Here is a 26,794-nt window from a genome sequence, read left to right as displayed (position 1 = left end):
TATCATTATTATTCACTTAGATTTCTATACAAAGAGGTATTGACAAAATATACTCCCTTCTAACTTGTTACGAATGCCCGTTTTGGCACTGTCCCCACCGCCATTAGTGGACTGCAAGCGCACCCACCAGTTGGTGTTCTCGACCAGCGACTTGTCAAGAGGTGCACCTGGTTTGCTGATCACAAAGGTCGCTGTCTGGACGATCCCTTCTCCCGATCCTTGCTCGCTGAATTTGATGCCCAGATCGTAGGGTTCAGCCGAACCGCTCCCACTGGTATTAAAGCCAGGATTGAGGGGTCCACTATCGCTTACCTGATTGGCACCAATAACAACTGTGGGGTTGAAAGTGCTCAGGGTTTGAGTATTACTTTGCTCAGACCGAACGATATTCCCAATCTGCAAGCCACTGACGGCATTGTTTGCAACATGGAAGGCAACACCGAGCATATCCTCAGTGCCAGAATTAGCGCCTGGGTTTAAGCTGAGCGTGACTTGAATATCGTTAGAGCCATCGCCCGTGAAGTCCTGATCGAATTCAAAAAGTGCATTAATCGGCTCATTTGACGAGCCAAATTGCTGATTAAAAATAGTTGAATAGGTTGCCATTTGTGGTTTCCTGTGATTTACTTGTGGGTTTTCATGTGTGGTAATTTAGTAATCCACCTGGGAGATACAATAAGCTTGTCAACCTGCAATCAGTCTAGTCAGATTAATGAATATTGCTCTAGTAAATTACTGCAAAATAGCTGAATTGAGAAAGTTGAAAGCCATCACTCATGTCTTTGACTTTCTGTTGCAACTCTTTTTAGTTTATTGATAACTAACTTACTTTGCTAATTTCTTGCTGTCAAGTATTTTGGCAAGTTTTTTATGATTTATTTTTGCCATTTTTCGCTTATATTTAAGCAGCAAAAAGCCACCGAACTGCTTGCAAAAAATGACAGCTAAAAGCAATCGCTTGCTATTATAAAAAAACAAGCGTCACTATTTAGGTAGGCATTCTGAACGAAGCATCAGCAATACAAATCCCTAAACTGCGTTAAAACCGTGTTTAATTTAAATCAATACAATTCAGATCGGCCCGATCGCCCCTTAAAAAGAGCGAAGAGTGTTCTCTCCCGCCCTGGGAGGGAGATGCGAGGCGGATCTCCGAGTAACAAACAGTGTTAAACCAAGCGTATTGGCTTATAACTGGCTTGTATTATAGATTTTTAGCTAAACCCACCCCCACCAGATACAATGTTTTTTTGCCCTTACCTGCATATTTGAAGGCTAGATAGCAACGGTAAAGAATTGGTAAAGATTCTTGAAATTCACAGTTTTGGTTACAAACTTTAACAATAATGATTAAAGTCAATCAACCCATCCTAAAATCTCTGCCACTTTTTCCGTCAGAGTGATGGGTTGAATCGGTTTGGTAATTACCCCAGCTACCGCCATCGGGGCAAATTTAGCCCGGTTGAATTGAAAACAAGCTATTCATGCCTCTAGATACCTCAACTTTGTAAATACTTTCTGATTTCCTGCAAAATACTCGCATTCCCTTTACTATTGACGAACAGAATAGGGGAGAGATGCTGCGGACGATTTGCCTCAATAAAACCAGTGGCGGGGTGTTTGTCACTTGCTGTCGCCATTAGCACTAGGTCGGAATTTCTCACCCACTGGCTGAGTCTGTCGTTGCCACCTCGATTGTGGCTGAGCTCAACTATCATTTGTTGGTGTAATTTGTTGGCAAGCTGCCTCTAAAATAGCTTTTACCCTCAACGCTGCAGATTCCGTTAAGGTGTAGATGAGAACGGATTTTCCTGTAATCTTCTGGAAAATCTTGCTTTCATCTGCAAGGTTTTGCTCAATCGAAGTGACTGCTTAGCCAAGTAAATCAGCAAGAGATTCTTCTAGCTTTAAGTCTTTAACTATAGAGCGAAATATTCGCCATTTAGCTTCATCAATGCGTCTGGAAAAGCGCCACAGTAGTTCAGAAAGAGCAAACAGAAGTTGCGCGTCTCTAGGGAAGGACAGGGATATAAAACCAGCACGTCAAAAAAGTCAAGCATCGAATCAAGGGTTTTTGGAGAGGCGAATCTTTGCCAAAGTTCGAGGACGTAACCGAGCATATCCGTATATTTTGTTTTGGTCAGTCCGAGGGTAAAAAGTGCGATCGCGAACCGAGCTTTTATAATCATACAGAGAAACCCGGTTTCTGAAAAAAACCGGGTTTCTACCTCTCGTTGGTAAATCTAAGGAATTATCTTCAATCAGCCGTGCTTAATTCTTCAACTCGCAGCCGATCGCACAAAATTCGCTCGCACACTATACCACCCGTCTCCGCACTCCTGCAAACTTCTAATTGAGCTTCCGGCAACGCTTCAAACAAAAAACGCTCTCCCGGAAAAACCGTCCGCTCAAAATACCAATTAGGAATATTTGTAATACGAGCGATTTGCACTTTGCTAGTATTATTAAGATACCAACACAAAATGCGCGTATGACCTTCGGAAATTACCTGATTTAGTGTCAAATTCATTTTTTTAACTTGTTTGTGCAATTGTGCGAACGATCGGCGACGGACCTAGACTTAATATAGCATATTACCAGTTAAAACACAATTTTTTATACATTTTTTTTAGATTTTTTGGGTTAATTAATAAATTGCGCCAGGGAAACATCAGCGCCTTCCACCTATTCCCAAGAAGGTGCAAAAGCCGGCAGTGCTAAAGTGCAAGATTTCCATCCTCCCCTAACAGGTGCGTTCAACAATTGACAGTGACCAACTGAACCTCTTGCCTGTTGGTAGTGACCGCAAAAATTACACTTGGAAGCAGGATTGCACCCGCGATCGCTAATTACAAGGCAGGGCTGGTTTTGGGTTTGGTTGCGCTCGATAGTTAAAGTGTTCATTAAATTACTTTTAAATGTTCAGTCTTAAGTATGACGGCTGGAGTGCCGTCGTGGCGTCTATCCCAAGGCTTAGTTCGCCTTTAAGTTTTGTGTAGGGATCGAGAGAAAATATATTATTTTTGAGAGGATCAAGCTAGGGAGCGATTAAATTTCCTTTCGATCGAATTGGCGGCCCCGGCTTTAGAGCCGATCGCGCTTGTCAGGGGGTATACTTCCTCAGACAGAGCTAATTATCTTCGCCTAAGTTGCTGAACAAATCGGCTAAAATTGTATTAGAAAATAAAAAACCTTCGGGATCGCTCAACCTCAAATTGCCCGACAGTGGCAGTTTCACGCCCTCACCTAAATTTGAGATCGCCCCATCCGCAGTGATAATTTCTACCCATCCTTGCCGCCAGTAGGGCTGCAAACAACGCCAAATTTTATCAACCGTTTGCTGAGTAAACTTTTCAGTCAGCGCCGACAGGCTAACTCCTTCTGCTAAACGCAAACCTAGCATCAGCGTTTCTAACAAAACGTCATTTTCTGAGACTTGAAAATTTTGCTCAATTGCTGAGTAAATATCTGGCTGGGTTCCCCCCCCAATTGGAGAAGTAGCAGGGGAATTGAGGCCAGAGATCGATCGCACCCACTGATAATATTCTTGAGTTTTGCGCGGCCTTGTCAACCTCCGGCCTTCCACGTAACTCGCCGCCCCCATTCCCAAACCGTAATAAGGGCGATTTTCCCAATAAACGCGGTTGTGGCGGCACTGATAGCCAGATCGAGCGTAATTAGAAATTTCGTAATGTTCGTAGCCAGCACCAGTCAGAATTTCCCTTGCTAAACGGTACATTTGAGCAGCGGTTTCATCTGCAGGCAGCGGCTGCGCGCCTGCTTCAAAGTAGCGCCCGAAAGCAGTTCCCTGTTCAACAATTAAGTCGTAACTCGACAGGTGAGTCGGGCTAATTTCCACCGCCGATTTCAGGGAAGCTTCCCAGTTTTCTAAAGTTTGGTGAGGCAGTCCCGAAATCAGGTCTAAACTAAAATTGACAATACCAGCCGATCGCACTATTTCTACTGCTTCAAAAATATCAGCGACAGAGTGCGATCGCCCGCAAGCTTGCAGCAATTCATCTTGAAAAGCTTGCACTCCCAAACTAACTCGATTTACTCCCGCCGCTGCATATCCCCGCAACTGTTCTAAAGTAAACGTACCCGGATCTATTTCTATAGAAATTTCCGCCTCAGCAGCAATGCCAAATTTGCCGTCGAGATTCTCTAAAATATTGCTCAACTGACTCACAGAAAGCAGCGAAGGCGTGCCGCCACCAAAAAAAACTGTTTTCAGAGATGCGCCTAAATTTTTAGTTGCTTGAATTTCTTGACACAGTACAGCAACATATTGCACAATTGTGCCGGAATTCTCGCCATTTTTGCGATCGCCCACCACAAAAACCGGAAAATCGCAGTAGTAACAGCGGCGGCGACAAAAAGGTATGTGCAGGTAAGCCGAACTGGGAATGCCGGAATTTGTAGCTTGCACACTTTTTTTAAATTCAAATGTTAAATAATCTGTGGTAGGGTTCATTACATTTCAAGCCGAAAGCGCCACTTCAAATCTAAAGTTTTAATTAAACAATCATGAATAATTATGTATATTATGACATTTTATTCCAAAAAAAGCGTTGCGAACGATGGCGTCCCGCCCCGCAAGCTACGGCTCTTTTAATTTAACCTCGTACCAGTTTTAATCGACCAAAATTCTCGAACAGCCCGCAGGGCGGTCTATTCGCACCTCGTGCCTGCTTTGGGCCCGGCGTGGTAAATGCCGAGCGCCTCCCTGGCACATCCCCCAAAGGGTACAACCGCGAAATATAAGTTTATGAACATCCCTGAGTAAATAGGGCGATATCCCACCAAAGCATGAAAACAAGTATCAGCACTGCAAAGATATAATGTGAATAAATTCATTAACCTAGAACTAATGCTAGACGCAATCATAATAATCTCATTCATAATCGCAGGCGGAGGCATCGGCTATTACGGAGTCGAACTCCTGCCGAGCGAGCTGCTGGAGCAAGTTACAAATATACAAGGTTTAAGTTCTGTACTAGGTTCCTTTGGAGCATTAATCGGCTTCGTGATGGGATTAGTTGCTCAAACAACCTATCGGCGCTTGGAAAAACAAGTCCGCGATATGCCGGTGGAGATGCTGCTGACGCGGGCGATCGGCTTAATCATCGGACTGCTAGTAGCAAACTTAATGCTGGCTCCGCTATTCCTGCTGCCAATTCCCCGCGAGTTCGGCTTCATCAAACCTTTAGTCGCAGTCTTGGGTAGCGTCATGTTCGGCTTCACAGGCGTCAGTTTGACCGACACCCACGGCCGCGCTTTCTTGCGACTGATCAACCCCAAAAGCTTTGACACGGTGTTGCTAACCGAAGGTACTTTCAAGCCAGCAACTGCCAAAGTTGTCGATACTAGCTGCATTATTGACGGCAGAATTGAAAACTTGCTAGAAACAGGTTTCCTCGAAGGTCAAATTATCGTGCCGCAATTCGTGCTCCAAGAACTGCAACTGGTAGCTGATTCAGCCAACGATCAAAAGCGAGTGCGCGGACGCCGCGGCTTAGATGTACTCAACCGCATCAAAGAAACATATCCAGAACGGATTCAAATTCACTCGGCTGACTACGAAGATATTGCCACAGTCGATGCCAAATTAGTCCGCTTCGCCTTGGATATCGACGGCATTTTACTTACCAACGATTACAACTTATCGAAAGTAGCTACCGTCCAAAAACTGCCGGTTTTGAATATCAATGATTTGACTCATGCGGTGCGCCCGACTTATTTGCCGGGAGATACGATCGAACTAAAAATCCGCAAAGAAGGCAAAGAACCCTCTCAGGGAATCGGTTACTTGGATGACGGCACAATGGTTGTCGTAGAAGCAGGCAGCAGCTATGTCGGTGGCGAAGCCAGAGTCGTAGTCACCAGCGCCCTGCAAACTAGCGCTGGTCGCATGATATTTGCCCGCCCTCAAGAGTCCGTTATTGTTTAAAACAGAGTAACAATGGCCAGGGCAATCAGAATCAAATATTGCGATCGTTGTTCCCAATCTGCCCCGACTCTCTACCGCACCCGGTATGACGAGTCGGGGCAGTGGTTTTTTTTATGTCTTAAATGTTGGGAATCGGTAAGTCAAAACAATCCTTTTTACTTCTACGGCGGCACTTGGAAAGCTAGCAAGAAAAAATAGCAATTACCAGCTTGTTCTTCTTTTCTCTTCCTACCCTTCGGGAACGGCTTCGCCGAACGCGTCCTTTGCGTCTTCGCGGTTCAATCATATCAATATCAGTGATTCAGGAGTAATTAAAATCAACCAATCTCGATCGCATCTTCATACAATGTCTCGATCGCCCAGCTAAAATTAACGCTAGCAAACTGAACTTCTTGTCCTTGAGTGTAAGGATAAAGCACCCACAAACCCTCTGCATTCCGGCGAAAACACTCTACACTAACTCTTTCTTGATTGATTAACACATACTCTTGCAAACTTTCAGAAGTGCGGTAATCAGCAAATTTATCGCCTCTGTCACAAGCCGCTGTTGTCGGGGATAAAACTTCCACAATTAAGCGCGGGTAGCGAATGAAATCTTCCGCAGCATTTTTGTCTCGTTCATCACAACTCACCGTTACATCGGGATAGTAAAAAAAATTAGATGTCTCTTTCCGAACTTTCATATCTGCGATGTAAGGTATGCAGCCACTTCCCCGAAGATGATTTCTCAACAGTGCAAACACATTTCCGGAAATGATGACATGAGCTTTGCTTGCCCCTGCCATTGCATAGATTTCACCTTGCCTGTACTCGTGTTTGATCGGACTGACTTTCTCGGCTGCTAAATAATCTTCAGGAGAGACATAGGTGTCGCTTTTACTTGCAACCATATAATTTTAAGGTTGGTGAGGATTACACAATTATAGCCCAATACGCTTGGGTTAGCGCCTTCAGACGAATTTAATTCCACGCATTTATGAGAGTTCCAGACTTGTGAAAGGAAATCAGATTATTCTTATCCCAAGCGTATTGTTTAATGTGTAGGTTTTCTCGCCACACATTCGATTCATGGGCAAATTGAATGCGATCGCAGAGCCATCAAACAAACAACTTTGTGGGATTAAAAGATTTCTGTCAATGCGTAAATCCTAGCTTTGTTGATAGCCTCAACTAATAAGTCTTATAAAAAATTCTGTATCTAAATATACATTTTTTGTATAAATCATGACATTTATCAAGTTATCCTGACATTCAGGGCTAGATTCCACACCTTACCTACAAAATTTGTAACCTCCAGAGTTGAGAAGGTATTCCAAGCTTTCACCACTCCATCGCCCTTGGTTGTTGGCGTTGGGACTCCAGCTAAGTTCTCAGATTTTAGTCGTCTGTGAAATGTGATATGAGTTGAAATCTCTTAAATCCATGCCGAAACTCAAAGAATCTTTTAATCACCCTCATACCGAACCAGCCGATGCCACGATTCGCCTAAAGCAGCATAAAGACCTGTTTTCCTGGCTTTCGATCGCTGCGGGGCTAATTTTTCTACAGGGGTACATGATTGCTCCCCTGATTCCACGTTTGGCTGAAGTTTTTAATGTTCCGGTTCAGGAAATCGGCTTTATCGTTCCAGCCTATATGCTGTCCTATGCACTGATGGCATTATTCTTCGGCCTCCTGTCCGATCGCTTTGGTCGATGGTCTATTATTCGCATCTCGCTTGCTCTTTTTGTCATTTTCACGGCTTTAACTGCCACTGCTCAAAATGCTTCGCAGATGGCAACCTGGCGGCTATTAACCGGGATTGGAGCCAGTGGTGTGATTCCCCTTACCTTCGCCTTAATTGGCGATTTATTCCCGTTTGATCAGCGAGGTGCCAAGCTAGGATTGGTGTTTGCAGCAATGGAAGGGGGGATGGCAGCAGGCTCTGCGGGGGGAGCGATTCTTGAGCCATTTGTAGGTTGGCGATCGCTCTTTCTAGGTACTGCTGTGCTTGCTGCTGTTGTGCTTTGGCGACTTCATCCTTACGGCTCTTTATTTGATACACCAAAAGTCACCAAATTACCGCCTATTCGCCAAATCTTTAGGGGATACAGCCAGATATTAGCCACCTTTCGGGGGCAGCGTACATATGCTTATGTTCTGTGGAATGGTATCTACCACTCTGGGGTATATACATGGCTAGGGTTGTATTTATCGCAACGGTACAACATGGATGCGTTGAGCATTGGGTTAAACATTCTTGGGTACGGCATTCCCGGTTTATTGCTGAGTTCTTTCATTGGTCAAGCTGTTGATCGGTGGGGACGGCGTTGGCTCGTTCCAGCAGGGTTGGTAATGGCTGCTGTGGCTGGAATTGCAATGATTTTTGAGATTCCGCCAATGGGAACGACGATCGCAGTTCTTTTTTTGTCTTTAGGGTATGACCTGACTCAACCGTTGTTTGTCGGAATTGTGACAGATCTCGGAGATGACAACAATTTGGGGCAAACGATGGGACTGAAGGTATTTACTCTCTTTACTGGATTTGGTGTAGGCAGTTTCATATTTGGAGAGCTACTGCGCTTTGGATTTGGGCCTTCTCTCGCTATCTTTGGTGGCATTCAGTTGATAACTGGTTTGATTGCAGTCCCACTATTCTGGCAGGAAGTCCCCTCTCGATTACGGGGTTAGCGACTGTTGCCCAAACCAATGTTGCATACATCAATACTGGTCAAATCATTGCGCTCACTGGTGGTGAGAACGCTCTTGATACTGTTCTGTTGTAGAGCATCTATAGAGCAATACGCTTGGGTTAGCGCTTTCAGACGAATTTCATTCCACGCATTTATGAGAGTTCCAGGCTTTTGAAATACTCACCGCGCCTGAAGGCGCGGTGAGTATTTCAGCTTTCCCCCAAAGTTTCAACGTCGGCGCGGGGCCGGAAGCCTCGCGCTATTGCCATTTTGCGGTTGCGGTTTTTCTTGCAACTTCATTGTCAAACTAACCCGCTTTAACTTCTCATTCACCTCCAAAACCCGCACTTTCACAACTTGTCCGACTTTGACAATCTGTTTGGGATCATCTACGAAGCGATCGGCTAATTGAGAAACGTGAACCAAACCATCTTGGTGCACTCCCACATCAACAAAGGCTCCAAAGTTAGCTACATTCGTGATTATGCCTTCCAATTCCATCCCAACTTGCAAGTCGGAGATTTCTTTAATTCCTGCTTGGAAAGTGGCATATTTAAACTCGGCACGCGGGTCTCTTCCCGGTTTTTCTAGTTCGGAAATAATGTCTCGGAGTGTCGGTTCACCGACTTTTTCTGTGACATATTTCTTGATGTTTACAGTCTTGATTTTTTCCGATATTTGTGTTATTCCTGTCAGCGGCAAGTCTAAATCCTTGGCGATCGCCTGCACGACAGGATAACTTTCGGGATGAACCGCGGTATTGTCCAGGGGGTTTTCGCCGCCGCGAATGCGGAGAAATCCGGCTGCTTGTTCAAAAGCTTTTGGGCCAAGTTTGGGAACTTTCAGCAGTTGGCGGCGATTTTTAAAAGCGCCGTTTTCGTTGCGGTAATTGACGATATTTTTGGCAACTGTTGCCGTCATTCCTGATACAAATGTCAGCAGTTCTTTCGAGGCTGTGTTTAAGTCAACTCCGACATAATTAACGCAGCTTTCGACTGTTTCGTCGAGTTTCTTTTTGAGCAATTTTTGGTCAACATCGTGCTGGTATTGACCGACTCCTATTGATTTTGGGTCGATTTTCACGAGTTCTGCGAGGGGGTCTTGCAAGCGCCGTCCGATGCTGACTGCGCCACGAACGGTGATGTCGAGATCTGGAAATTCGGCGATCGCCACTTCGCTTGCGGAATAAATCGATGCACCGGATTCATTCACCATGACTTTAATCGGTTTCCTGTCCATTTCTGCCAAAACTTCCGAAACAAATTCGTCTGTTTCGCGGGAAGCTGTACCGTTGCCGATCGCGATTAATTCAATTTTATATTTTTCAATTAAATGCTTGACAATTTTACCAGCTTGCTGTCTCTGAGCGGCCGCTTGGTGGGGGAAAATGGCTTGATATTCTAAAAATTGCCCGGTTTCATCGAGGGCGGAAACTTTGCAGCCCGTGCGAAATCCCGGATCGATCGCCAAGGTGGGTTTCATTCCCGCCGGCGCCGACAGCAGCAACTCGCGCAGGTTGGTTTCAAAAGTGGCGATGGACTCGATATCAGCGACGGCTTTGTTGTGCGATCGTACTTCTGTAATTAACGAAGTCTTCATCAGTCGGTTGAAGGCATCCTTCAAAGTCGATCGATAAAACTCTTTAACTTCCGGTATCCTAGTTCTAATTTCCTGAGCTTCCAAATAAGCCATCACTGCGGATTCATCAAAAGCCAGTTCCAAATCTAAAACCCCTTCCGTTTCCCCCCGAAACAGCGCTAACATATTGTGCGATTGAACGCTTCTGGCTGCAACTTGGTAATTGCGGTACATTTCAAATTTAGTGCTTCCTTCCGGGAAATCATCTTTAATTTTCGAGACAAAAACTCCTGTTTTCATCAAAAACTCTCGCAAATAAGCCCGCAATTCTGCTTTTTCCGAAACCGCTTCCGCCAAAATATCCGCAGCACCTTTGAGAGCTTCTTCTGCTGTTTTTACTCCCTTTTCTTCCGAAATGTATTTAGCTGCTTCCGCCTCAAAATCGGCTGGTTTAGCCGTTGGCAAGTTCAGAGATTTGATAAAATTCGCCAGCGGTTCCAAACCTTTTTCCCTAGCAATTGTTGCTCGCGTCCGCCGCTTTGGTTTGTAAGGCAGATAAAGGTCTTCTAGTTCGTTTTTTTGCAAACACGATTCGATTTTTGCTTGCAGTTCTTCAGTGAGTTTTCCCTGAGAGCTAATCGTATCTAGAATCGACTTTTTGCGCTCTTCAATTTCCGTCAGATAGGTGAAGCGATCGGAGATATCCCGCAACTGAATTTCATTCAGCAAATCCGTGCGTTCTTTGCGGTAGCGGGCAATAAACGGAATTGTTGCTCCCTCTGCGAAAAGTTCCAGAGCATTATTGACTTGAGACAGATTAATGGAAAGTTCTTGAGCAATCAGTTGAGGAATGTCGATCATAGTGCAGAATTTCGGATCGGTCGCTTGAGATTTAAGAGGTGAGATTGACTTCACGGAAGAGAGGAAAAAAAGTGTGAAATAAACGTTTTACAGGGTGTTGGCGCTCGTCCTGCAAGTATTAAAATGATGTTAGCATAAATGCAGTCATTTCTCAATATTATATGTTTCCTTTTAAATATCCTGTGCCGCAAACCGATCCGCCGCGATCGCCCAGAGAAACGCTGCCGACGATGTACGATTTACCCAGCGAAGACCCGGAGAAACCTGGTTTGCCTGACGAATTTCACCATTTGCAGCCGCAGTTGTTGAGCCTGACGTTTCGGCCTCGGAATTATGCAGCTTCTGAGATATTTAGCGGCACCGACATGAACCTTTATTATGACGTGCATCACACTCTGTGGCACAAGCGGCCGGATTGGTTTGGAGTTGTGGGAGTTCCCCGACTTTACGATCGATCCGAACTGCGGATGAGTTACGTTACTTGGCAGGAAGGCGTGAATCCTTTTGTAATTGTAGAACTGCTTTCGCCGGGAACGGAAAAAGAAGATTTAGGCGACAATACCGATGAGGAAAAGTTGCCACCTCAGTCGGGAAACAGTGCGGGTAACGGGCAACTTTTGGAGGCGGAGACGAAGGAGGAACCGCCTAGAAAATGGGAGGTTTACGAGCAGATTTTGCGGGTTCCTATTTATGCCGTTTTCAGTCGCTATACTAACAAATTGCGAGTGTTTGAATTGAAGGGCGGACACTATCAAGAATTAGAATTGCCTGACTCGCGGTTGTGGATTGCTGACCTAAGTTTGGGCTTGGGTTTGTGGCAAGGGGAGTTTCAGGGAATCGATCGACTGTGGTTGCGCTGGTATGATGTTGATGGTAATTGGATTCTCACTGAAGCGGAACAGCAACGGCAGCGGGCTGAGTCAGCGGAAGCTCAATTGCAGTCTTTAATTCGGCGGCTGCGGGAATCTGGCATCGATCCTGATAAATTTTTAAACGGTTAAAGAGGACTAAAGTCCTGACTAAAAACTGGTTCGCCGTCAGGACGTTAGTTTTTTTTTACTTCAACATAAGACTGAAGGCCTCACTATACGCAGGCTTTAACATTTGATCAAAACTTGATTGGTTGCGGCTTATTTGTTTGTTGCTGGTACTCTTGGCAGTCAAGTCATCCGCGTAGGGAGATTGATGCAAATAAGCTTTACCGACAGAACCGAAAAGTTGCAGTTTGTCAGAAATGACCGATTGCATGGCATCGATAGCTTTTTCCATTATTTCCAACAAATCCGGATGTGGCTCAGAAATGTTACTTTTTAACACGTCCATATAAGCTTCGCGAACTTCCGTATTCACATTAAATTTAGATACTCCGAATTTAATACATTGATGAATCATTGAGTTCGGCAAACCGCTCGCCCCGTGCATCACTAACGGCACTGAAACAGCAGCCCGGATTTTTGCCAGACGCGAAAAATCGAGTTTGGGTTGGCTTAAATATTTGCCGTGAACGTTACCAATTGTTACGGCTAAAAAATCCACCTTAGTTTCTTTGATAAACTCTACTGCTGCTACTGGATCGGTCATCCTTGCGGCTTTCTCATCGATTGTCAAACCTTCTTCCCTGCCACTAATTCTGCCGATTTCTGCTTCAACTGCCGCACCGTTAGCGTGGGATAATTTAGCCATTTCCCGGGTAAATATTAAGTTTTGTTCGTAGGGCAAAGGAGAACCGTCTGCCATAATTGATTTAATGCCGGCGGCTAGACCGATGTGAATGTCTTTTTCTGAGGTGCCGTGATCTAAGTGTACTGCGATCGGTACTAAAGATGTGCGGGCAGCTTTGATGCACAGCGCGACTAAAGGCGACTTTCCGTATAGGAGGGCGCTGGGGTGAATTTGCAGTATCGCTGGACTGTCCAGCGCTTCGGCGGCATTGATGACGGCTTTTACTCCTTCGAGGTTGTAGACGTTAAAAGCGCCGATCGCATAAGCCTTTCTCCGGGCCGTGTTCAGCAATTCGCGAGTTGAGACAAGCATAATAGTACCTGCTTTAAAAACTTTTCTGAATGTTGATCATTCTATCAAAGTTCAAGGGCAAGCTCAGCGTAATTTCTGTTTATTTTAATTGCGAATTCTTCCGCTACTATTTATTCTGACTGTCGATCATTTTATTAAAGTTCAAGGGCAAGCTCAGCGTAATTTCTGTTTATTTTAATTGCGAATTCTTCCGCTACTATTTATGTTGTGAAGTGCATTTATTCTTGGGTAGGGTGCGCTAGGCGCACCAAACAAATAGTAGGGTGCGCTAGGTGCACCCTACTAAGTGATTTACTATTTTTGGGCGTTACCAGCGTGCAAACCGCACTCTTTTACGGTCGCTTCTTCCCACCACCAGCGACCTTCGCGTTCGTGTTGGTTCGGCAATACCGGCTTTGTACAAGGTTCGCAACCAATACTTACAAAACCGCGTTCGTGCAACTTGTTGTAAGGCACATCCAAAGCGCGAATGTATTCCCAAACCTCTGCCGAAGACCAGTTTGCTAAGGGGTTGAATTTAATTAATTCATGGTCAGGAGTTGAGAATGCAGTGTCAACTTCAATAACCGGAATACCGTTGCGGGTACTGGGACTTTGGTCTTTCCGCTGACCGGTAATCCAAGCATCAAGAGTATTCAATTTGCGGCGCAGCGGCTTGACTTTCCGCACGCCACAGCATTCTTTGTGACCGTCTTGATAAAAACTAAACAATCCCTTTTCTTCTACTAGGGCTTGTACTTCGGCTGCATCGGGAAACATTACTTCTAATTTAATGCCGTAATGTTTTCTGACTTGATCCAAAAACTGATAAGTTTCCGAGTGCAATCGTCCGGTGTCTAGGGTGAAAACGCGGAAATTCTTGGTAATTTTTGAGGCAATATCGATCAGAACTACATCTTCAGCCCCGCTGAAAGAAATAGAGATATTGTCAAAATTTTCAAGGGCAAATTTGAGAATGTCTCGCGGTGTTTTTTGACTGTATTCTGCTTCTAGGGCGGCAATGTTGAGATTTCTTTGGATGGCAACCATATTTTCGGGTTTTCGGTGTTCTTTTCCTCTAGCCCTTTATTATAGCCGATCGCCGTCTCTCCCTCGCCGACTAATTTGACAATCAAGCAATGTCGTCTGGGGCCTCCGGATTCATCCGTGAAGCGAGGAAAAAGCTCCGACTGCTCATCACCCGCCCCCGGATTTATCAGTGCGAGCACTTTCTTCAATTCTAAAATCTAAAATCTAAAATCTAAAATCGATTGACCGCATCTTCCAGCAGTCTTTTCGGCGGGGTTCACAATCAAGCTCAAGGATTGGTATCGCCTGCTGGCAGTAGTTTTGGTGAACTCAACACTCCTCTACTGGGTAAAATGGGACTATCGCGCGGTCAATTTATTTTGCCCCCGAATTATAAATTACAGACAATAAAATTCTTTAAATGTCATTGTTACCCTCCTAAAATTAAGCTTGTATTATTAATTACAAAATAGCGCTAGCTCAGAAATATAGCGCTGTATATTAAGTGAACAAAGTTTTTCTCAATACCATAATTTACCCCGCCATAGCTACTTTTAAGTGACTGTTATTGACGCCAATTAAATCCATTAACTAGCATTATTTAGGCAATGAAATTAACTAGATAGTTGGGAACAAAATTCAAAAATATACGTAGAAAATATCGCTTTAGTACCCCAAGCGCTCCTTCTACTAAGAGCTGTTGGTTTCAACACAGCGAATCACCAAAAATCAATTACTAATTGCCGATTAATTTATTCAGAGCGATTCCGTTAGCAAAGTAAATTTTTATCGCTTTTTATCGCTTACAGCTAACCTTCAGCCATACGATCGGCTATATTGTATTTAGAAGTACATTAATTTGTCCGCAAAGCGGTATAGTCCCATCGCCGCCGGTCGCGCCAGCTTCTGAATAAACGTAGTCCGCTGTCAGTAACAGCAAGGAAGTGTGGAATTATGTCAAAAATTTTAGTAGTGGACGACGTAAAGAGCGAACTAGAAATCATCTGCCGCATTCTTCAAGATGCCGGACTGGATGTGATCCGGGCAGGCGACGGCGAAGAAGCGATCGCCATGATCCGCAAAACTCCTCCGGCTTTGGTCGTTTTAGATGTAGTGATGCCACGAATGAACGGGTTTGAAGTGATCAGAGAATTGCGGGGCGATCGCACAACTGCCAAATTGCCCGTAGTATTTTGTACTCATAAAAACACCGAGATCGATAAAGCTTGGGGAACTGATTTAGGGGCCGACGCTTACGTCAGCAAACCCTTTGAACCTCAGCAACTCGTCCACATAGTGCAGCGCTTGCTTTCCGCGTAAGCCGAATATAAAATGATCGGCCGCTTCCCAAAAAATATTATACCGACAAACCCCGTTTTTTAAAAATTAACTGGGTTTTTGAATTCCATAAAAGTTTATGTTTAATGATAGAAACCTGCTTATTTGCCCAGCCGCGATTTATTTAACGGAAACATTTGAGGCACCCAAAGAGATGCTGCAAAACTCGATCGGCGATCGGCTTTAGGGTCGCAAAACTCTAATTGGTAAGCTACACTATAAACTAAAAATAAGCCATGAAAATAACGGCTCCCCCCGCTGGGGGGAATCAGACAAGTGCAACAAAGCAATTTCTCTTGTTCGGTCAAGGAGGCAGTCTGTTCGGCATAGAATTAGATGCAGTGCGGGAAGTCCTTTCACTCAAGGAACAACCCATTTCCCTGGTTCCCAATACCCAGCCATTTTTGCTGGGATTAACCAACTTGCGGGGCGAAATCTTAGCAGCAGCAGACTTTGGACTGTTTGTCGGTATTGAGTCTGTTGACACCTACCACCCAAACAGCCGCATCTTAGTGGTAGAAGCGCCTGATCCACGAGACGTGAGATTGTTGTCGAAAATGCGCCTGGGATTAGCCGTCTCCCGCGTCGAAGGAGTTTTACCTCTCAATCCCGATCGCATTGTCTCAGCACTAGATGTCAGTCCCGACCTAGCTCCATTCTTAAAAGGTTTGTACAATTCCGAAGGACGCTTGCTAATGATTGTCGATGTAGAAGCGATCGCCCATTCCGAACGCTGGTAAAAATCAACAATACAGATAAGTCTGCAACGGCTGTGCATCAATAATATTAACTAACGATCGCCCGCATCCGATTTGCCAATCCTTAATCTTATGATCAAACTTCTCTATACTTGGCTCGCAACAACTTTCACCCTGACATTGCCTGACTTGTCCCCATCGCTGGTAGCTGGGGCGGCTAATGTCATCATTTCTGGATGTTACTTTGCCATCGCTTGGCTAATCAGCTTAGGTTTGTGGCGAAACCGTCAATTCGGGTTCGACATCTTCGCCACAGTCACAGCAGGCATATTTTGGACTTGCGCTTTCGGCCACAGCGGCCACGCCGCCGAATACCTAGGACTGCCGCACTCTCCGGTGGTGCAAACTGTGTTCGATTGGATCACTGTCATTGCGGCGATCGCTTTTTTGAGTTTGTCCAACCGCTACGGCTTCTTAGTAGGTTCCACCCGTATCCTTAACGCTAAAAAAGAAACAGAACAAGCGCTGAGCGAAACTACCCAGCGATTTCACGCAATCTTCGACCAAGCTTTTCAAGCGATCGCATTATTGGATGCAGACGGTACTCTGATCGAAGCCAATCAGACAGCGCTAAAATTGGGCGATTTCCCAGCATCAGAAGTGCTGGGAATGAAATTTTGGCTGACACCAGGCTGGGCATCATCCCCAACAAACCAGCAGCGCCTAAAAACGAACATTCAACAAGTTTCGGTCGGGAATTTTGTCCGGGAAGAATACGAAATCACCGGAGCTAACAACCAGGTAACAGTAATTGACTTGTCGTTTAAGCCGCTGTTAAATGCAACAGGAGAAGTATTTCAAATACTCGCAGAAGGCCGGGAGATTACCAAGCGCAAACAGGCCGAAGCCGCCTTGCAGCAGCTAAGCGCAGAACTAGAGCAGCGAGTGAATGAAAGAACCGAGCAGATACTGCAAACTAACGCACAATTGGAACAGGAAATTCTCGATCGCACCGCAGCCCAAGAGCAATTAAAAGCCTCAGAACAATTCTTAAACAACATCCTCAACAGCATCCCCGACCCGCTTTACGTCAAAGACCAACAGCACCGCTGGATAACATTAAATGATGCCTTTTGTCAATACCTAGGTCACAGCAGAGAAGAACTAATTGGCAAATGCTACGACCAGTTTTTGCCCAAAGAGGAAGCAGAGAAAGATCGAGAAAAAGACGAATTAGTTTTCTTGACAAATACCAGCAGCGAAGTCCAAAAAACCATCCAAGATCCAGCAGGAAACACCCGCTTTCTCTCCGCCAAAAAATCTATTTTTGTAGATACCGACGGCAGGAAATTTCTCGTTTCCGCGATGAGAGATATCACCAAGCGCGTGCAAATGGAAGAACAACTGCGGCACACACTCGCAGAAGTACAAAGCTCCCAAAGCTTGCTGCGGACAGTCATTGACGCTACGCCAGACTGCATCTTTGTCAAAGATCGAAACTCGCGCTATACCCTAGTCAATGCAGGTTTCGCCACCGCCTTCGGCAAAACTCAAGCAGAAATTCTCGGCAAAGACGACGCAGAAATAGGCATATCGGTCGATCAAATCTTCCCCAACTTCCACGCCGAAACCGATTCCCAAAACCAAATCCAAAACTTCCGGGCAGACAAGCACCTCGCGCCCGGTTCCAACGACTTAGGCACCTTAGCCGACGGCAAAGTACACACCTTCGACACCCAGAAATTGCCCCTCAAAGATGCAGAAGGCAACATTTTAGGAATGCTCGGCTTCGCGCGCGACATCACACAGCGCCGCAAATCTGAACAAGAACTATTGCGGTTCAAAGCAATTTTAGAAACCACAACAGACTGGGTAGGCATGGCAGACACCCAACAGCGCACCATTTATATCAACCGCGCAGCCAGAGAAATGTTGAAAGTTGGCGAGGACTCAGATTTAGCCGGAGTCAGCATTTCCGACCTGACATCCCCCAAAAGTATCGACACTATTATCAACGTCGGCATCCCCGCAGCTTGCCGGGAGGGGGCGTGGAGCGGTGAGACCATTTGGCAAACTTTAGACGGCAAAGAAATACCTGTTTCTCAAGTAATTATTGCTCACAAATCCGAGAAGGGAGAAATTGAATTTATCTCAACAATCGCCCGCAACATTACAGAACGCAAGCGCGTAGAACAAGCCTTGCAGCAGAACTTGCAAATGCTGGATCTGGCAAGCGACGCCTTGATCGTTCGGGATATGGACGGCACGATTAATTATTGGAACCAGGGAGCCGAACGGATGTACGGCTGGACAAAAAAAGAAGCCTTGGGGCAACTCACCCATACTCTATTGCACAGCATTTTCCCTCAGCCTTTAGCAGCTATCTCGGCACAGTTAGAAGAGCAAAATTATTGGGAAGGAGAAGTAATTCACACCACCAATTATGATACCAAGATCACCGTGTTTAGTCGCTGGAATTTGCAGCGAGACGAACATGGAAAACCCAAAGCTATTTTAGAAACTAACAACGATATCACCGAGCGCAAGCAAGCCGAAATCGAAAAACAAAGATTGATTGCGATCGTAGAAAGCAGCTCAGATTTTATCGGCACGGCAACCCTGGAGGGAGAGGCAACATACCTGAACCCCGCTGGAATGAAATTAGTAGGATTGCCAAATATTGAAGAAGTCAAAAATAAAAGTGTTTATGAGTTCTTTTGTGCAGAAGATGTTAAGTTTTTCCAAGAAGAAATCCTGCCGCCTACTGTGCGAGACGGTTTTTGGCAGGGTGAATTCCGCTTGAGGAACTTTCAAACCGGCGAAAACATTCCGGTTGACTTCACCATATTTACCGTCAAAAACCCAGAAACCGGCGAGCCTATCGGGTTGGCAACAGTTACTCGCGACATCAGCGATCGCAAACGCGCAGAAGAGATGCTGCGCGATCGCGAAAGACTGTTCCGAGCCATTTTCGACCAATCGTTCCAATTCATAGGTCTGCTCAAACCGGACGGCACCGTTTTGGAGGCTAACCAAACAGCACTCGCCGCCGCAGGCCTGCGGAGCGAAGAAATAATAGGTACTCCGTTTTCCGAGACCCTGTGGTGGCAGATTTCCCCAGAAACCAAGCAACAGATACGAGAAGCGATCGCCGCAGCCGCAGCCGGCGAGGTAGTCCGTTACGAAGTGGATGTGCTAGTTGCCAACGGTGCAGTGGCGACCGTTGACTTCTCGATCAAACCCATCACAGACGACAGTGGTAAAGTCTTGATGCTAATTCCAGAAGGCCGCGACATCAGCGATCGCAAAGCCCTAGAACGAGAATTAGTTTTGCGTCAAACCCGCTTTGACGCCTTTTTCAAAGCAGCCCCGGCCTCAATGTTTATTTTTGATGAGCAGTTGCGCTTCGTGCAAGTTAACGAGAAATTAGCGGAAACCACCGGCCCCTCAATTGCCGAACACCTCGGCAAGACGGTGAGGGAAGTGGTACCCGAAATGCTCGAAACCCTAGAGCCGATGTTGCAGCAAGTTCTTGTCACCAACCAACCGTTTTTAAACATTGAGGTTTCGGGTACAACTCTCAACCAACCGGGCGTTATCCGAGATTGGCTAGCCTCATACTTTCCTTTGCCCGGATCTGACGGCAAACCCATCGGTGTCGGAGGTGTGGTATTCGAAATTACCGATCGCAAAAAAGCAGAAGAAGAGCGCGATCGATTTTTTACCCTTTCCCTAGACTTGATTTGTATTATAGATTTTGAAGGCAAATTCAAGCGCGTCAATCCCTCTTGGGAAAAAACTCTCGGCTACGCGGCGCTTGAACTCCAAGACAACTATTATATCGATTTAGTCCATCCAGACGATCGCGAATCTACCCTAGAACAAGCGGAAAAAGTAGCCAGTGGCTCCGAATTAAAGTCTTATGAAAATCGCTACCGTTGCAAAGACGGTTCCTACAAGTGGCTGTCGTGGAAAGTGCGACCGGAAACCGAACAAAAGCTCATGTATGCAGTCGCTCGCGACGTTACCGAAAACAAACAGGCACTTAATCAATTACAAGAAACAACAGCCCAATTAGCCCGTTCCGAAGACCAATTTCGGCAGCAAAGCAATCTCTTGCAACTGCTAATAAACAGCATTGGCGACGGCATAATTGCTGCCGACGAAACAGGCAATTTTATTTTGTTCAACCCCGCCGCCGAAGATATCTTTGGCATGGGTGCGACAGATGCTCTTCTCAATGAATGGTCAGCAAGATACGGTTTATTCTTGCCCGATACCGTAACTCCCTATCCCCCAGCCGACATACCTTTAGCGCGCACGGTTCGAGGAGAAGTAGTTGACGACGTAGACCTTTTCACCCGCCACGCAGGCAAGCCAGAGGGTGTGTGGGTGAAAGTTAACGGCCGCCCACTCAAAGACGAAACGGGGGCGCTTAAAGGCGGCGTAGTCGTTTGTCGCAACGTCACCGAACAAAGAGCATCCCAGCAGCAAATGCAGCAGTTGGCCGAGACACAGGAACGCTTGCTGCAAGAACTCAAAACGCGGCAAAATGCCCTAGACGAATCGGCGATCGTCAGCGAAACCGATCTCCAAGGCATGATTACCTACGTCAACGACAGATTCATTGAAATCTCCGGTTACAGCATGGGAGAACTCCTGCACCGCAACCACCGCCTCGTCAATTCCGGCTACCATCCCCAATCATTTTTTGAAGAAATGTGGGTGACACTTTCTCGTGGTTTGGTGTGGAAAGGGGAAATCAAAAACCGACGCAAAGATGGCTCGTTTTACTGGGTAGATTCGACGATCTCCCCCATTTTTGATACCAGTGGCAAAATAGTCAAATATATCGCCATTCGCTTTGACATCACCGAGCGCAAAGAAGCAGAAGAACGACTAGGAAAATTGGCAGCAGAACGTAAAGCAGAAGCTGATTCTCTGACTCAGCAAGTCCTTAAATTGTTGGGAGAAATTAAAGGCGCGGCTCAAGGCGACTTGACAGTCAGGGCGGAAGTGACTAACGACGTTTTAGGTGCTGTCGCCGACTCTTTCAACTTCTTAATCGGTTCTCTGCGGAAAGTGGTAACGGGAATTCAAACTTTAGCCGAACAGGTAACATCTGCCACCGACGAGTCAATTAACAATACCAGTCAACTCACCCAACAGGCGGAAATTCAAGCAGCAAAAATATCTGCTATCATGCGCGAAATCGAGCGGATTGTGAATTCGATCCGCGACGTGCGAGATGTTTCGGTGCGGGCGGAAACAGTGGCTCAGCAGTCTTCTCAAACGGCTGAAGTCGGCGGTATGGCGGTCGATCGCGCTGTCGAAGGCATTAACGGGCTCCGGTTGACGATCGCCTCTACCTCGAAAATGATGAAGCGTTTGGGCGAATCTTCGCAGCAAATTGGCAAAATTGTGACTTCGATTTCTCAACTTGCTTCGCAAACTAATTTATTAGCTCTGAATGCTACTATTGAGGCGGCGCGAGCCGGCGAACAAGGTTTAGGCTTTGCAGTTGTTGCCGAAGAAGTGCGGAAATTAGCAGAAAGATCCGCCGGCGCTACGGAGGAAATCTCCGAAATTGTCGGTACAATTCAAGAAGAAATCAGTCGCGTGATGAAGGCAATGGAATCCGGGACGCTGGAGGTAGTGGAAGGCACTAAGCTGGCAAGCGAAGCTAAAACTCACCTCAATGCCATCATCGAAGTTAGTCGAGAAATGAATGCTTTGGTGCAGAATATTACTATCGCATCTGCCAAGCAAACTGTTTCGGCTGAGGGAATTGCTAACAGTATGCAGCAAGTCAACGAGATTGCTAATACGACTGCACAAAAAGGTGCGGATGTCAAAGCATCTTTGGACGAGTTGTCAGGTTCTCTGGGCCAATTGCAAAAGTCGGTGGCGAATTTCCGTAGTTAGTTCAGTTGTCAGTTGTCAGTTGTCAGTTGACAGTTGACAGTTGACAGTTGTCAGATTAGATAATTGGGCGATTGAAATCGCTACTAAACAAACGAAGTCCACTGCTAGCGGACTAAGAATGCCGGATTTATTTGATAATCGTAAACCCGCACCTTGTATCTTGAAAGAAGTAGATTGCAATTTGCTTCCTGTGGGGGCGGGTTTACGAGATTGTGGGTTTTAGGCAATTATTGTCGGTGAAACCCGCCCCTACAATAACTACAGTCAATTAACCGGACATCATATATAAAAAAAACTGCCAACAGACAACAGACAACAGACAACAAACTAATATGAATGATGACGATTTAAACGAATTAATAGATGCTTTTACCGCAGAATGCGAAGAGTTTCTCCAGTCAATGGAGACGAATCTGCTGGCGATGGAATCGGCGGGTTTGAAAGAGCGACAAGCGGCAGTTAAAGAAATGTTTCGGGCGGCTCACTCGATTAAAGGTGCGGGTTCGATGTTGGGCTTTCAAAACGTGTCGGCGGCGGCTCACACGCTGGAGGACTGTTTTGTCATTTTGCGCGATCGCACAGACTTGGCTGCCCTGGAACCGACTACTGTGAGTGTTTTGCTGCAGGGGGTGGATGCTCTCAAAAAGATTACGATCGAATCAGTTCAACACTCGGATGTCACAACTCCGGATCAAACGGAAAACTTGGAGGCGATCGCCCAAATTTTCGATCAGTTCCAGGCCAAGTACGGCAACTCAGAACCGTCGCCAGTTCCCACAGTCAGCCAATCGACCGCCCCGGAAACCCTGAAACAGATTTTTGAACACCAAGTGCCGGCACTCTTCAATCGCCTAGAAACCGAGCTTTCCCAAGCTCCCGAGGCAGATTTGGCAACAACCGTCACCGCCCTCAAGCAGGTTTACTACCAACTCTCCGGTTTGGCTGGAATGCTGCAATTGCCGGATTTTGGGAAAGTCGCCGCAGCCCTCAGAGATTTGATCGACTCTCCAAACTTGACTCTACAACGGTTGCAATCCGAGGGTTGGGCGATCGCCCAAAACTTGCAAACCGCACGCCAACAAATATTGGAAGGAAGGGCGATCGACATCCCCGAAATCTCCCCCTCCCCGACTCCCCCGGAAATCTCCCCCTCCCCGACTCCCCCCGACTCCCCCCGACTCTCCGACTCCCCGACTCCCCCGGAAATCTCCCCCTCCCCCTCCCCAACTGTCCCCCCCTCCCCGACTCTCCCAGTCGCCAACCCGCAAAGGCCGACAATCCGGGTAGACTTAGAACGTTTAACTGAATTGGTGAATCTAGTCGGGGAATTAGTCATCAACCGTACAAATTTAGAACTTCAAGAATCCGAACTGCGCGGCGAAGTCAAGCGCATCCGCCGCAATATCGTAGATTTGAACCAATTCGGCGGTCAGTTGCGAGAAGAATACGACAGACTGAGCTTTGCAGAGTGGAGAGGGGGAAACGGGAACTCTGGATTGGTAAAACTTGCAGCAGCAGAAACAGAATTGCCCATGATTGCTAACGGCAAATCCTCTCCGCTTCATGCTCACTTCGATATCTTAGAGATGGATCGTTATACAGAGTTCCACTCGACAGCCGCCGAAGTCATCGAAACTGCCCAAGCAATTTCTCACTCCGCCACCAAATTAGACACCTTAGCCATGAAATTCGAGCGCAGTACCGACCAACTGCGCCGCATTACCGAACAACTACGCAGCCGCGTCATGCAGTTGCGAGTCGTGAGTTTCAGTCGCGCCGTCGATCACTTGCCCAGAGCTCTGCGGGAGATGTGCCTCACATACGATAAAGATGTCAACCTGTTGCTAGTGGGAAGAGATACCAAAATTGACGAAAGTTTGCTCGACGCTTTGCGCGACCCCTTAATACACTTAGTGAGGAACGCTTTCGACCACGGCATCGAAATGCCCGAAGTTCGGAAAGCAAGCGGCAAGGCGGCCAGCGGTCAAATAGAAATAGAAGCCCGCCACCAAGGTGGCCAAACTATTATTACTGTCGCCGATGACGGCAAAGGCATTGACCCGGAAATGATTCGCCGTAAAGTTGTCACAAAGGGTTTGGCTACGGAGGAACAAGCTCAAGAATTTTCCATTGCCGAACTCTACGATTTTCTGTTTTGGCCGGGTTTCAGCACTACAGAAGGGGTCAGCGACCTTTCGGGGCGGGGAGTAGGACTCGACGTGGTGCGAACAAATTTGCGGACTGTGCGGGGGACTGTGAAGGTAGACTCTCGCCTGGGAAAAGGTACGAGTTTTATCATTAAACTGCCGCTGCTGCTGTCGATTACTGATGCTTTGATGGTGAAGACCGATCACAATAAAATAGCAGTGCCGCTGGATGCAGTCGAGGAAATTCTGCACATTAAAGCCTCGGAAGTTCACATTGCCGGCAATCAGCCGATGCTGTGGTGGCGGGAGGAATTTATTCGTTTGGTGAGAATGCAAGATTTGCTCGAATACAGCGTCGTCGGGCCGGATGCCCCCTCTCCTGACCCTTTGACCCAAGAGGAAATTCCGGTTCTGGTTTTGGCTTCTACCGAAGGAATGCTGGCGGTGGCCGTGGAACGGCTGATCGGTCAGCAGGAAATTGTGGTTAAACCTTTGCCGCCGCCTCTATCCAAGCCTCGCGGCGTTTTGGGGACTACGATTTTGGGGGACGGGCGCGTGGTGAATATTCTGGATGTGGATGATTTGGTGGGCCAACCTGGGGTAAATAGTTCGATCGCCGCTGTCTCCGGTAAAGTCCAGGAGATACCGCCGAGTGCGAGTCCGTCACCACAGATTTTGGTAGTGGATGATTCCTATACAATTCGCCAGTTGCTGTCTCTGACGCTGACTCGTGCTCGCTACCGGGTGGTACAGGCTAAAGACGGTGTGGATGCCCTGGAAAAGTTGCAAAATGGTCTTGATTGCAGTTTGGCGATCGTGGATATTGAAATGCCCCGGATGGATGGATTTGAATTGTTGCGATCGATCAGATCGACCGAGCGGTTTGCTAAGATTCCCGTAGCCATGCTGACATCCCGTAGCGGGGCAAAACATCGGCAAATGGCAATGGAATTAGGCGCAAATCAATACTTCACCAAACCTTACAGCGAAGCCCAACTTTTACAAGCTATCCCCAAATTAATCCACCACTCAATAATTTAATCCACCCTCTAAAAATTCCCATAAAATAATCCCTAATCTCAAACAAAACTTAGGCCAAAAGTAATTGCACCCGCGAATAATAGTAGGAAGCTACGCAGCAGACTCACTACTAAAATCTAAAATCAAAAAATCTAAAATCTAAAATCTAAAATCTAAAATCGAATGACTCACGCCAATTACAATCGCCGCTTTCGGAGCAAGAAACAAGCAAATGTTAGAATTGCCCCTAAAAAAATGGTTTCCTTTGAACTAGGAAATATTTACTATGCTGTTCCTATTGAGCGAGTGGAACGCATTGTTAAAAACTTTAATGCCTACGGCATTTTACCTAACGGTAATAGTTTATTGCGGCATCAAGAAGAACTGATTACCATAATTAATTTATCCACAATATTTCCCAGCAGTCCGAGCATTGCTGACTGCAAATACCTGATTATTTGTACCTTAAATAAAAGCGATCGGTTGGGGATTCCCCTTCCTGATATGCCAAAAATTTTGGAAATTACCGAAGAAAGCTTCTGCGAGATTCCGGAATTGTACCGTCAACAGCAACTGCCTCCGGTAATAGAAAAGTTAATTCGCGCACCTGATGGTTCCGAAGTTTTTTATCTGAATTTCGATCTATTTAGCGAAATGTAGGGGGTTCACTTTTCGAGGTATTATACCATATAAATGGTATTTTTGCAAACAAAAAGTTATAGATTTATGAAAAAACTCACAATCATGTCGATCGCCCTACTAATTTTTGCAGCAACTCTCGAATTGCCGAAGGTGGGGCTGCAACTAAGTGCGATCGGGCAAATAGAAACACCCCAACCAATCCCAACACCCCAACCAATCCCCACACCCCAATCAATCCCAACACCCCAACCAATCCCAACACCCCAACCAATCCCAACACCCCAACCACAAACACCCCAACAAATCCAAACACCCCAACAAATCCAAACACCCCCAATCCAAACACCCCAACCAAAACCAGCCGACCCCAAAAACCTCGGCTACGTCTCCCCAGAATTTGCCGGAAATTTCTCCCAGCAACAAATCGACCAAATCAACGCCAACGTCGAAACGCTGCTGCTAACTCAAAGCTGCTCCCGCTGCGACCTCCGAGCCGTAAAATTAGTTAACCTTAACTTAAAAAATCCCATCCTTACAGGATCAGATTTATCAGATGCCAACCTCAGCGGTAGTCGCTTCGAGATCTCAGATTTTGTCAACACCAATCTAGCTCGCACAAACTTAAGCCGAGCCGAATTAGTAGGAGCAAGAATCAGCAACGCTAACCTCAGAAAAGCTAACTTGACAAAGACAAATCTAGACGGTGCAGACCTGCGATTTTCCGACTTGAGGGATGCCAATCTTTCCGATGCCAACCTCCGCAATGCTAATATAGATGGCGCTAGTATCGATCGAGCAAGTATGGCCGGCACCACAATGCCCGACGGCCGAAAAAATCAATAATATAGAAGAAGGAAGAAGGAAGAAGGAAGAAGGAAGAAGGAAGAAGGAAGAAGGAAGAAGGAAGAAGGAAGAAGGAAGAAG

Annotated in this window: 19 protein-coding genes; 9 read left to right on the top strand and 10 right to left on the bottom strand. The window is 46.3% G+C overall.

What is annotated here, in order from left to right:
* Positions 1-24: 24 nt before the first annotated feature.
* From QUA90_RS27250 to hemW, 6 genes are all read right to left on the bottom strand, one after another.
* Positions 25-606, bottom strand: a complete 582-nt coding sequence (locus tag QUA90_RS27250; protein WP_333448432.1) for a hypothetical protein — start codon at positions 604-606, stop codon at positions 25-27.
* A gap of 890 nt (positions 607-1,496) precedes the next feature.
* On the bottom strand, positions 1,497-1,715 hold the full coding sequence (locus QUA90_RS27245) for a hypothetical protein (RefSeq protein WP_333325349.1): 219 nt from the start codon (positions 1,713-1,715) through the stop codon (positions 1,497-1,499).
* 201 nt (positions 1,716-1,916) lie between these two features.
* Complete coding sequence (locus QUA90_RS27240) at positions 1,917-2,186, bottom strand: hypothetical protein (protein ID WP_333448431.1); 270 nt, start codon at positions 2,184-2,186, stop codon at positions 1,917-1,919.
* A gap of 68 nt (positions 2,187-2,254) precedes the next feature.
* The gene (locus QUA90_RS27235) at positions 2,255-2,527 is read right to left on the bottom strand and encodes a DUF1830 domain-containing protein (RefSeq protein ID WP_333325343.1); all 273 of its coding nucleotides are present in this window, start codon (positions 2,525-2,527) and stop codon (positions 2,255-2,257) included.
* Between the two features lie 155 nt (positions 2,528-2,682).
* Positions 2,683-2,901, bottom strand: coding sequence for a hypothetical protein (locus QUA90_RS27230; RefSeq protein WP_333177924.1), 219 nt, complete (start codon positions 2,899-2,901; stop codon positions 2,683-2,685).
* Positions 2,902-3,127: 226 nt separating this feature from the next.
* Positions 3,128-4,471, bottom strand: a complete 1,344-nt coding sequence (gene hemW, locus QUA90_RS27225) for a radical SAM family heme chaperone HemW (RefSeq protein WP_333448430.1) — start codon at positions 4,469-4,471, stop codon at positions 3,128-3,130.
* A gap of 396 nt (positions 4,472-4,867) precedes the next feature.
* Between hemW and QUA90_RS27220 the strand changes: the two genes are divergently transcribed.
* Positions 4,868-5,947 carry a PIN/TRAM domain-containing protein gene (locus QUA90_RS27220; RefSeq protein WP_333080144.1) on the top strand — a complete coding sequence of 360 codons (1,080 nt, stop codon included), beginning with the start codon at positions 4,868-4,870 and terminating at the stop codon, positions 5,945-5,947.
* A gap of 317 nt (positions 5,948-6,264) precedes the next feature.
* On the opposite strand, the gene QUA90_RS27215 is transcribed toward QUA90_RS27220, so the two are convergent.
* Positions 6,265-6,837, bottom strand: a complete 573-nt coding sequence (locus tag QUA90_RS27215; RefSeq protein ID WP_333448429.1) for a Uma2 family endonuclease — start codon at positions 6,835-6,837, stop codon at positions 6,265-6,267.
* A 532-nt stretch (positions 6,838-7,369) separates the two neighbouring features.
* Between QUA90_RS27215 and QUA90_RS27210 the strand changes: the two genes are divergently transcribed.
* Positions 7,370-8,617 carry an MFS transporter gene (locus tag QUA90_RS27210; protein WP_333325335.1) on the top strand — a complete coding sequence of 416 codons (1,248 nt, stop codon included), beginning with the start codon at positions 7,370-7,372 and terminating at the stop codon, positions 8,615-8,617.
* 230 nt (positions 8,618-8,847) lie between these two features.
* Here QUA90_RS27210 and QUA90_RS27205 read toward each other — a convergent pair whose 3' ends face one another.
* A complete protein-coding gene (locus tag QUA90_RS27205; RefSeq protein ID WP_333080147.1) occupies positions 8,848-11,058 on the bottom strand; it encodes a Tex family protein in 2,211 nt (736 codons plus the stop codon).
* A 161-nt stretch (positions 11,059-11,219) separates the two neighbouring features.
* Between QUA90_RS27205 and QUA90_RS27200 the strand changes: the two genes are divergently transcribed.
* Positions 11,220-12,059, top strand: coding sequence for a Uma2 family endonuclease (locus QUA90_RS27200; RefSeq protein ID WP_333325332.1), 840 nt, complete (start codon positions 11,220-11,222; stop codon positions 12,057-12,059).
* Positions 12,060-12,114: 55 nt separating this feature from the next.
* Here QUA90_RS27200 and QUA90_RS27195 read toward each other — a convergent pair whose 3' ends face one another.
* Both QUA90_RS27195 and QUA90_RS27190 read right to left on the bottom strand, forming a co-directional pair.
* Positions 12,115-13,092: a class II fructose-bisphosphate aldolase gene (locus QUA90_RS27195; protein WP_333325330.1), complete on the bottom strand. Its 978-nt coding sequence runs from the start codon at positions 13,090-13,092 to the stop codon at positions 12,115-12,117.
* A gap of 294 nt (positions 13,093-13,386) precedes the next feature.
* Complete coding sequence (locus tag QUA90_RS27190) at positions 13,387-14,121, bottom strand: phosphoadenylyl-sulfate reductase (protein ID WP_333080152.1); 735 nt, start codon at positions 14,119-14,121, stop codon at positions 13,387-13,389.
* Positions 14,122-15,054: 933 nt separating this feature from the next.
* Between QUA90_RS27190 and QUA90_RS27185 the strand changes: the two genes are divergently transcribed.
* From QUA90_RS27185 to QUA90_RS27160, 6 genes are all read left to right on the top strand, one after another.
* Entirely contained in the window at positions 15,055-15,420 is a 366-nt protein-coding gene (locus QUA90_RS27185; protein ID WP_333080153.1) for a response regulator, read from the top strand.
* Between the two features lie 254 nt (positions 15,421-15,674).
* The gene (locus tag QUA90_RS27180) at positions 15,675-16,178 is read left to right on the top strand and encodes a chemotaxis protein CheW (RefSeq protein ID WP_333080154.1); all 504 of its coding nucleotides are present in this window, start codon (positions 15,675-15,677) and stop codon (positions 16,176-16,178) included.
* Positions 16,179-16,268: 90 nt separating this feature from the next.
* Positions 16,269-22,061 carry a PAS domain S-box protein gene (locus tag QUA90_RS27175; RefSeq protein ID WP_333448428.1) on the top strand — a complete coding sequence of 1,931 codons (5,793 nt, stop codon included), beginning with the start codon at positions 16,269-16,271 and terminating at the stop codon, positions 22,059-22,061.
* 332 nt (positions 22,062-22,393) lie between these two features.
* Entirely contained in the window at positions 22,394-25,249 is a 2,856-nt protein-coding gene (locus tag QUA90_RS27170; protein ID WP_333448427.1) for a hybrid sensor histidine kinase/response regulator, read from the top strand.
* 162 nt (positions 25,250-25,411) lie between these two features.
* Entirely contained in the window at positions 25,412-25,888 is a 477-nt protein-coding gene (locus QUA90_RS27165) for a chemotaxis protein CheW (protein WP_333448426.1), read from the top strand.
* A 66-nt stretch (positions 25,889-25,954) separates the two neighbouring features.
* Positions 25,955-26,713, top strand: a complete 759-nt coding sequence (locus QUA90_RS27160; protein ID WP_333448425.1) for a pentapeptide repeat-containing protein — start codon at positions 25,955-25,957, stop codon at positions 26,711-26,713.
* The last annotated feature ends 81 nt before the right edge of the window (positions 26,714-26,794 follow it).

The sequence above is a fragment of the Microcoleus sp. D3_18_C4 genome, from assembly GCF_036702355.1.
Classification (GTDB): domain Bacteria; phylum Cyanobacteriota; class Cyanobacteriia; order Cyanobacteriales; family Microcoleaceae; genus Microcoleus.
Note: the sequence above shows the minus strand (reverse complement) of the source record. Positions and strands in the feature narration are given on the sequence as shown.

What these genes read in the sequence shown, in the direction of transcription:
- QUA90_RS27250 (WP_333448432.1), bottom strand. Translation starts at nt 606, where the DNA reads ATGGCAACCTATTCAACTATTTTTAATCAGCAATTTGGCTCGTCAAAT.
- QUA90_RS27245 (WP_333325349.1), bottom strand. Translation starts at nt 1,715, where the DNA reads ATGATAGTTGAGCTCAGCCACAATCGAGGTGGCAACGACAGACTCAGC.
- QUA90_RS27240 (WP_333448431.1), bottom strand. Translation starts at nt 2,186, where the DNA reads ATGATTATAAAAGCTCGGTTCGCGATCGCACTTTTTACCCTCGGACTG.
- QUA90_RS27235 (WP_333325343.1), bottom strand. Translation starts at nt 2,527, where the DNA reads ATGAATTTGACACTAAATCAGGTAATTTCCGAAGGTCATACGCGCATT.
- QUA90_RS27230 (WP_333177924.1), bottom strand. Translation starts at nt 2,901, where the DNA reads ATGAACACTTTAACTATCGAGCGCAACCAAACCCAAAACCAGCCCTGC.
- hemW (WP_333448430.1), bottom strand. Translation starts at nt 4,471, where the DNA reads ATGAACCCTACCACAGATTATTTAACATTTGAATTTAAAAAAAGTGTG.
- QUA90_RS27220 (WP_333080144.1), top strand. Translation starts at nt 4,868, where the DNA reads ATGCTAGACGCAATCATAATAATCTCATTCATAATCGCAGGCGGAGGC.
- QUA90_RS27215 (WP_333448429.1), bottom strand. Translation starts at nt 6,837, where the DNA reads ATGGTTGCAAGTAAAAGCGACACCTATGTCTCTCCTGAAGATTATTTA.
- QUA90_RS27210 (WP_333325335.1), top strand. Translation starts at nt 7,370, where the DNA reads ATGCCGAAACTCAAAGAATCTTTTAATCACCCTCATACCGAACCAGCC.
- QUA90_RS27205 (WP_333080147.1), bottom strand. Translation starts at nt 11,058, where the DNA reads ATGATCGACATTCCTCAACTGATTGCTCAAGAACTTTCCATTAATCTG.
- QUA90_RS27200 (WP_333325332.1), top strand. Translation starts at nt 11,220, where the DNA reads ATGTTTCCTTTTAAATATCCTGTGCCGCAAACCGATCCGCCGCGATCG.
- QUA90_RS27195 (WP_333325330.1), bottom strand. Translation starts at nt 13,092, where the DNA reads ATGCTTGTCTCAACTCGCGAATTGCTGAACACGGCCCGGAGAAAGGCT.
- QUA90_RS27190 (WP_333080152.1), bottom strand. Translation starts at nt 14,121, where the DNA reads ATGGTTGCCATCCAAAGAAATCTCAACATTGCCGCCCTAGAAGCAGAA.
- QUA90_RS27185 (WP_333080153.1), top strand. Translation starts at nt 15,055, where the DNA reads ATGTCAAAAATTTTAGTAGTGGACGACGTAAAGAGCGAACTAGAAATC.
- QUA90_RS27180 (WP_333080154.1), top strand. Translation starts at nt 15,675, where the DNA reads ATGAAAATAACGGCTCCCCCCGCTGGGGGGAATCAGACAAGTGCAACA.
- QUA90_RS27175 (WP_333448428.1), top strand. Translation starts at nt 16,269, where the DNA reads ATGATCAAACTTCTCTATACTTGGCTCGCAACAACTTTCACCCTGACA.
- QUA90_RS27170 (WP_333448427.1), top strand. Translation starts at nt 22,394, where the DNA reads ATGAATGATGACGATTTAAACGAATTAATAGATGCTTTTACCGCAGAA.
- QUA90_RS27165 (WP_333448426.1), top strand. Translation starts at nt 25,412, where the DNA reads ATGACTCACGCCAATTACAATCGCCGCTTTCGGAGCAAGAAACAAGCA.
- QUA90_RS27160 (WP_333448425.1), top strand. Translation starts at nt 25,955, where the DNA reads ATGAAAAAACTCACAATCATGTCGATCGCCCTACTAATTTTTGCAGCA.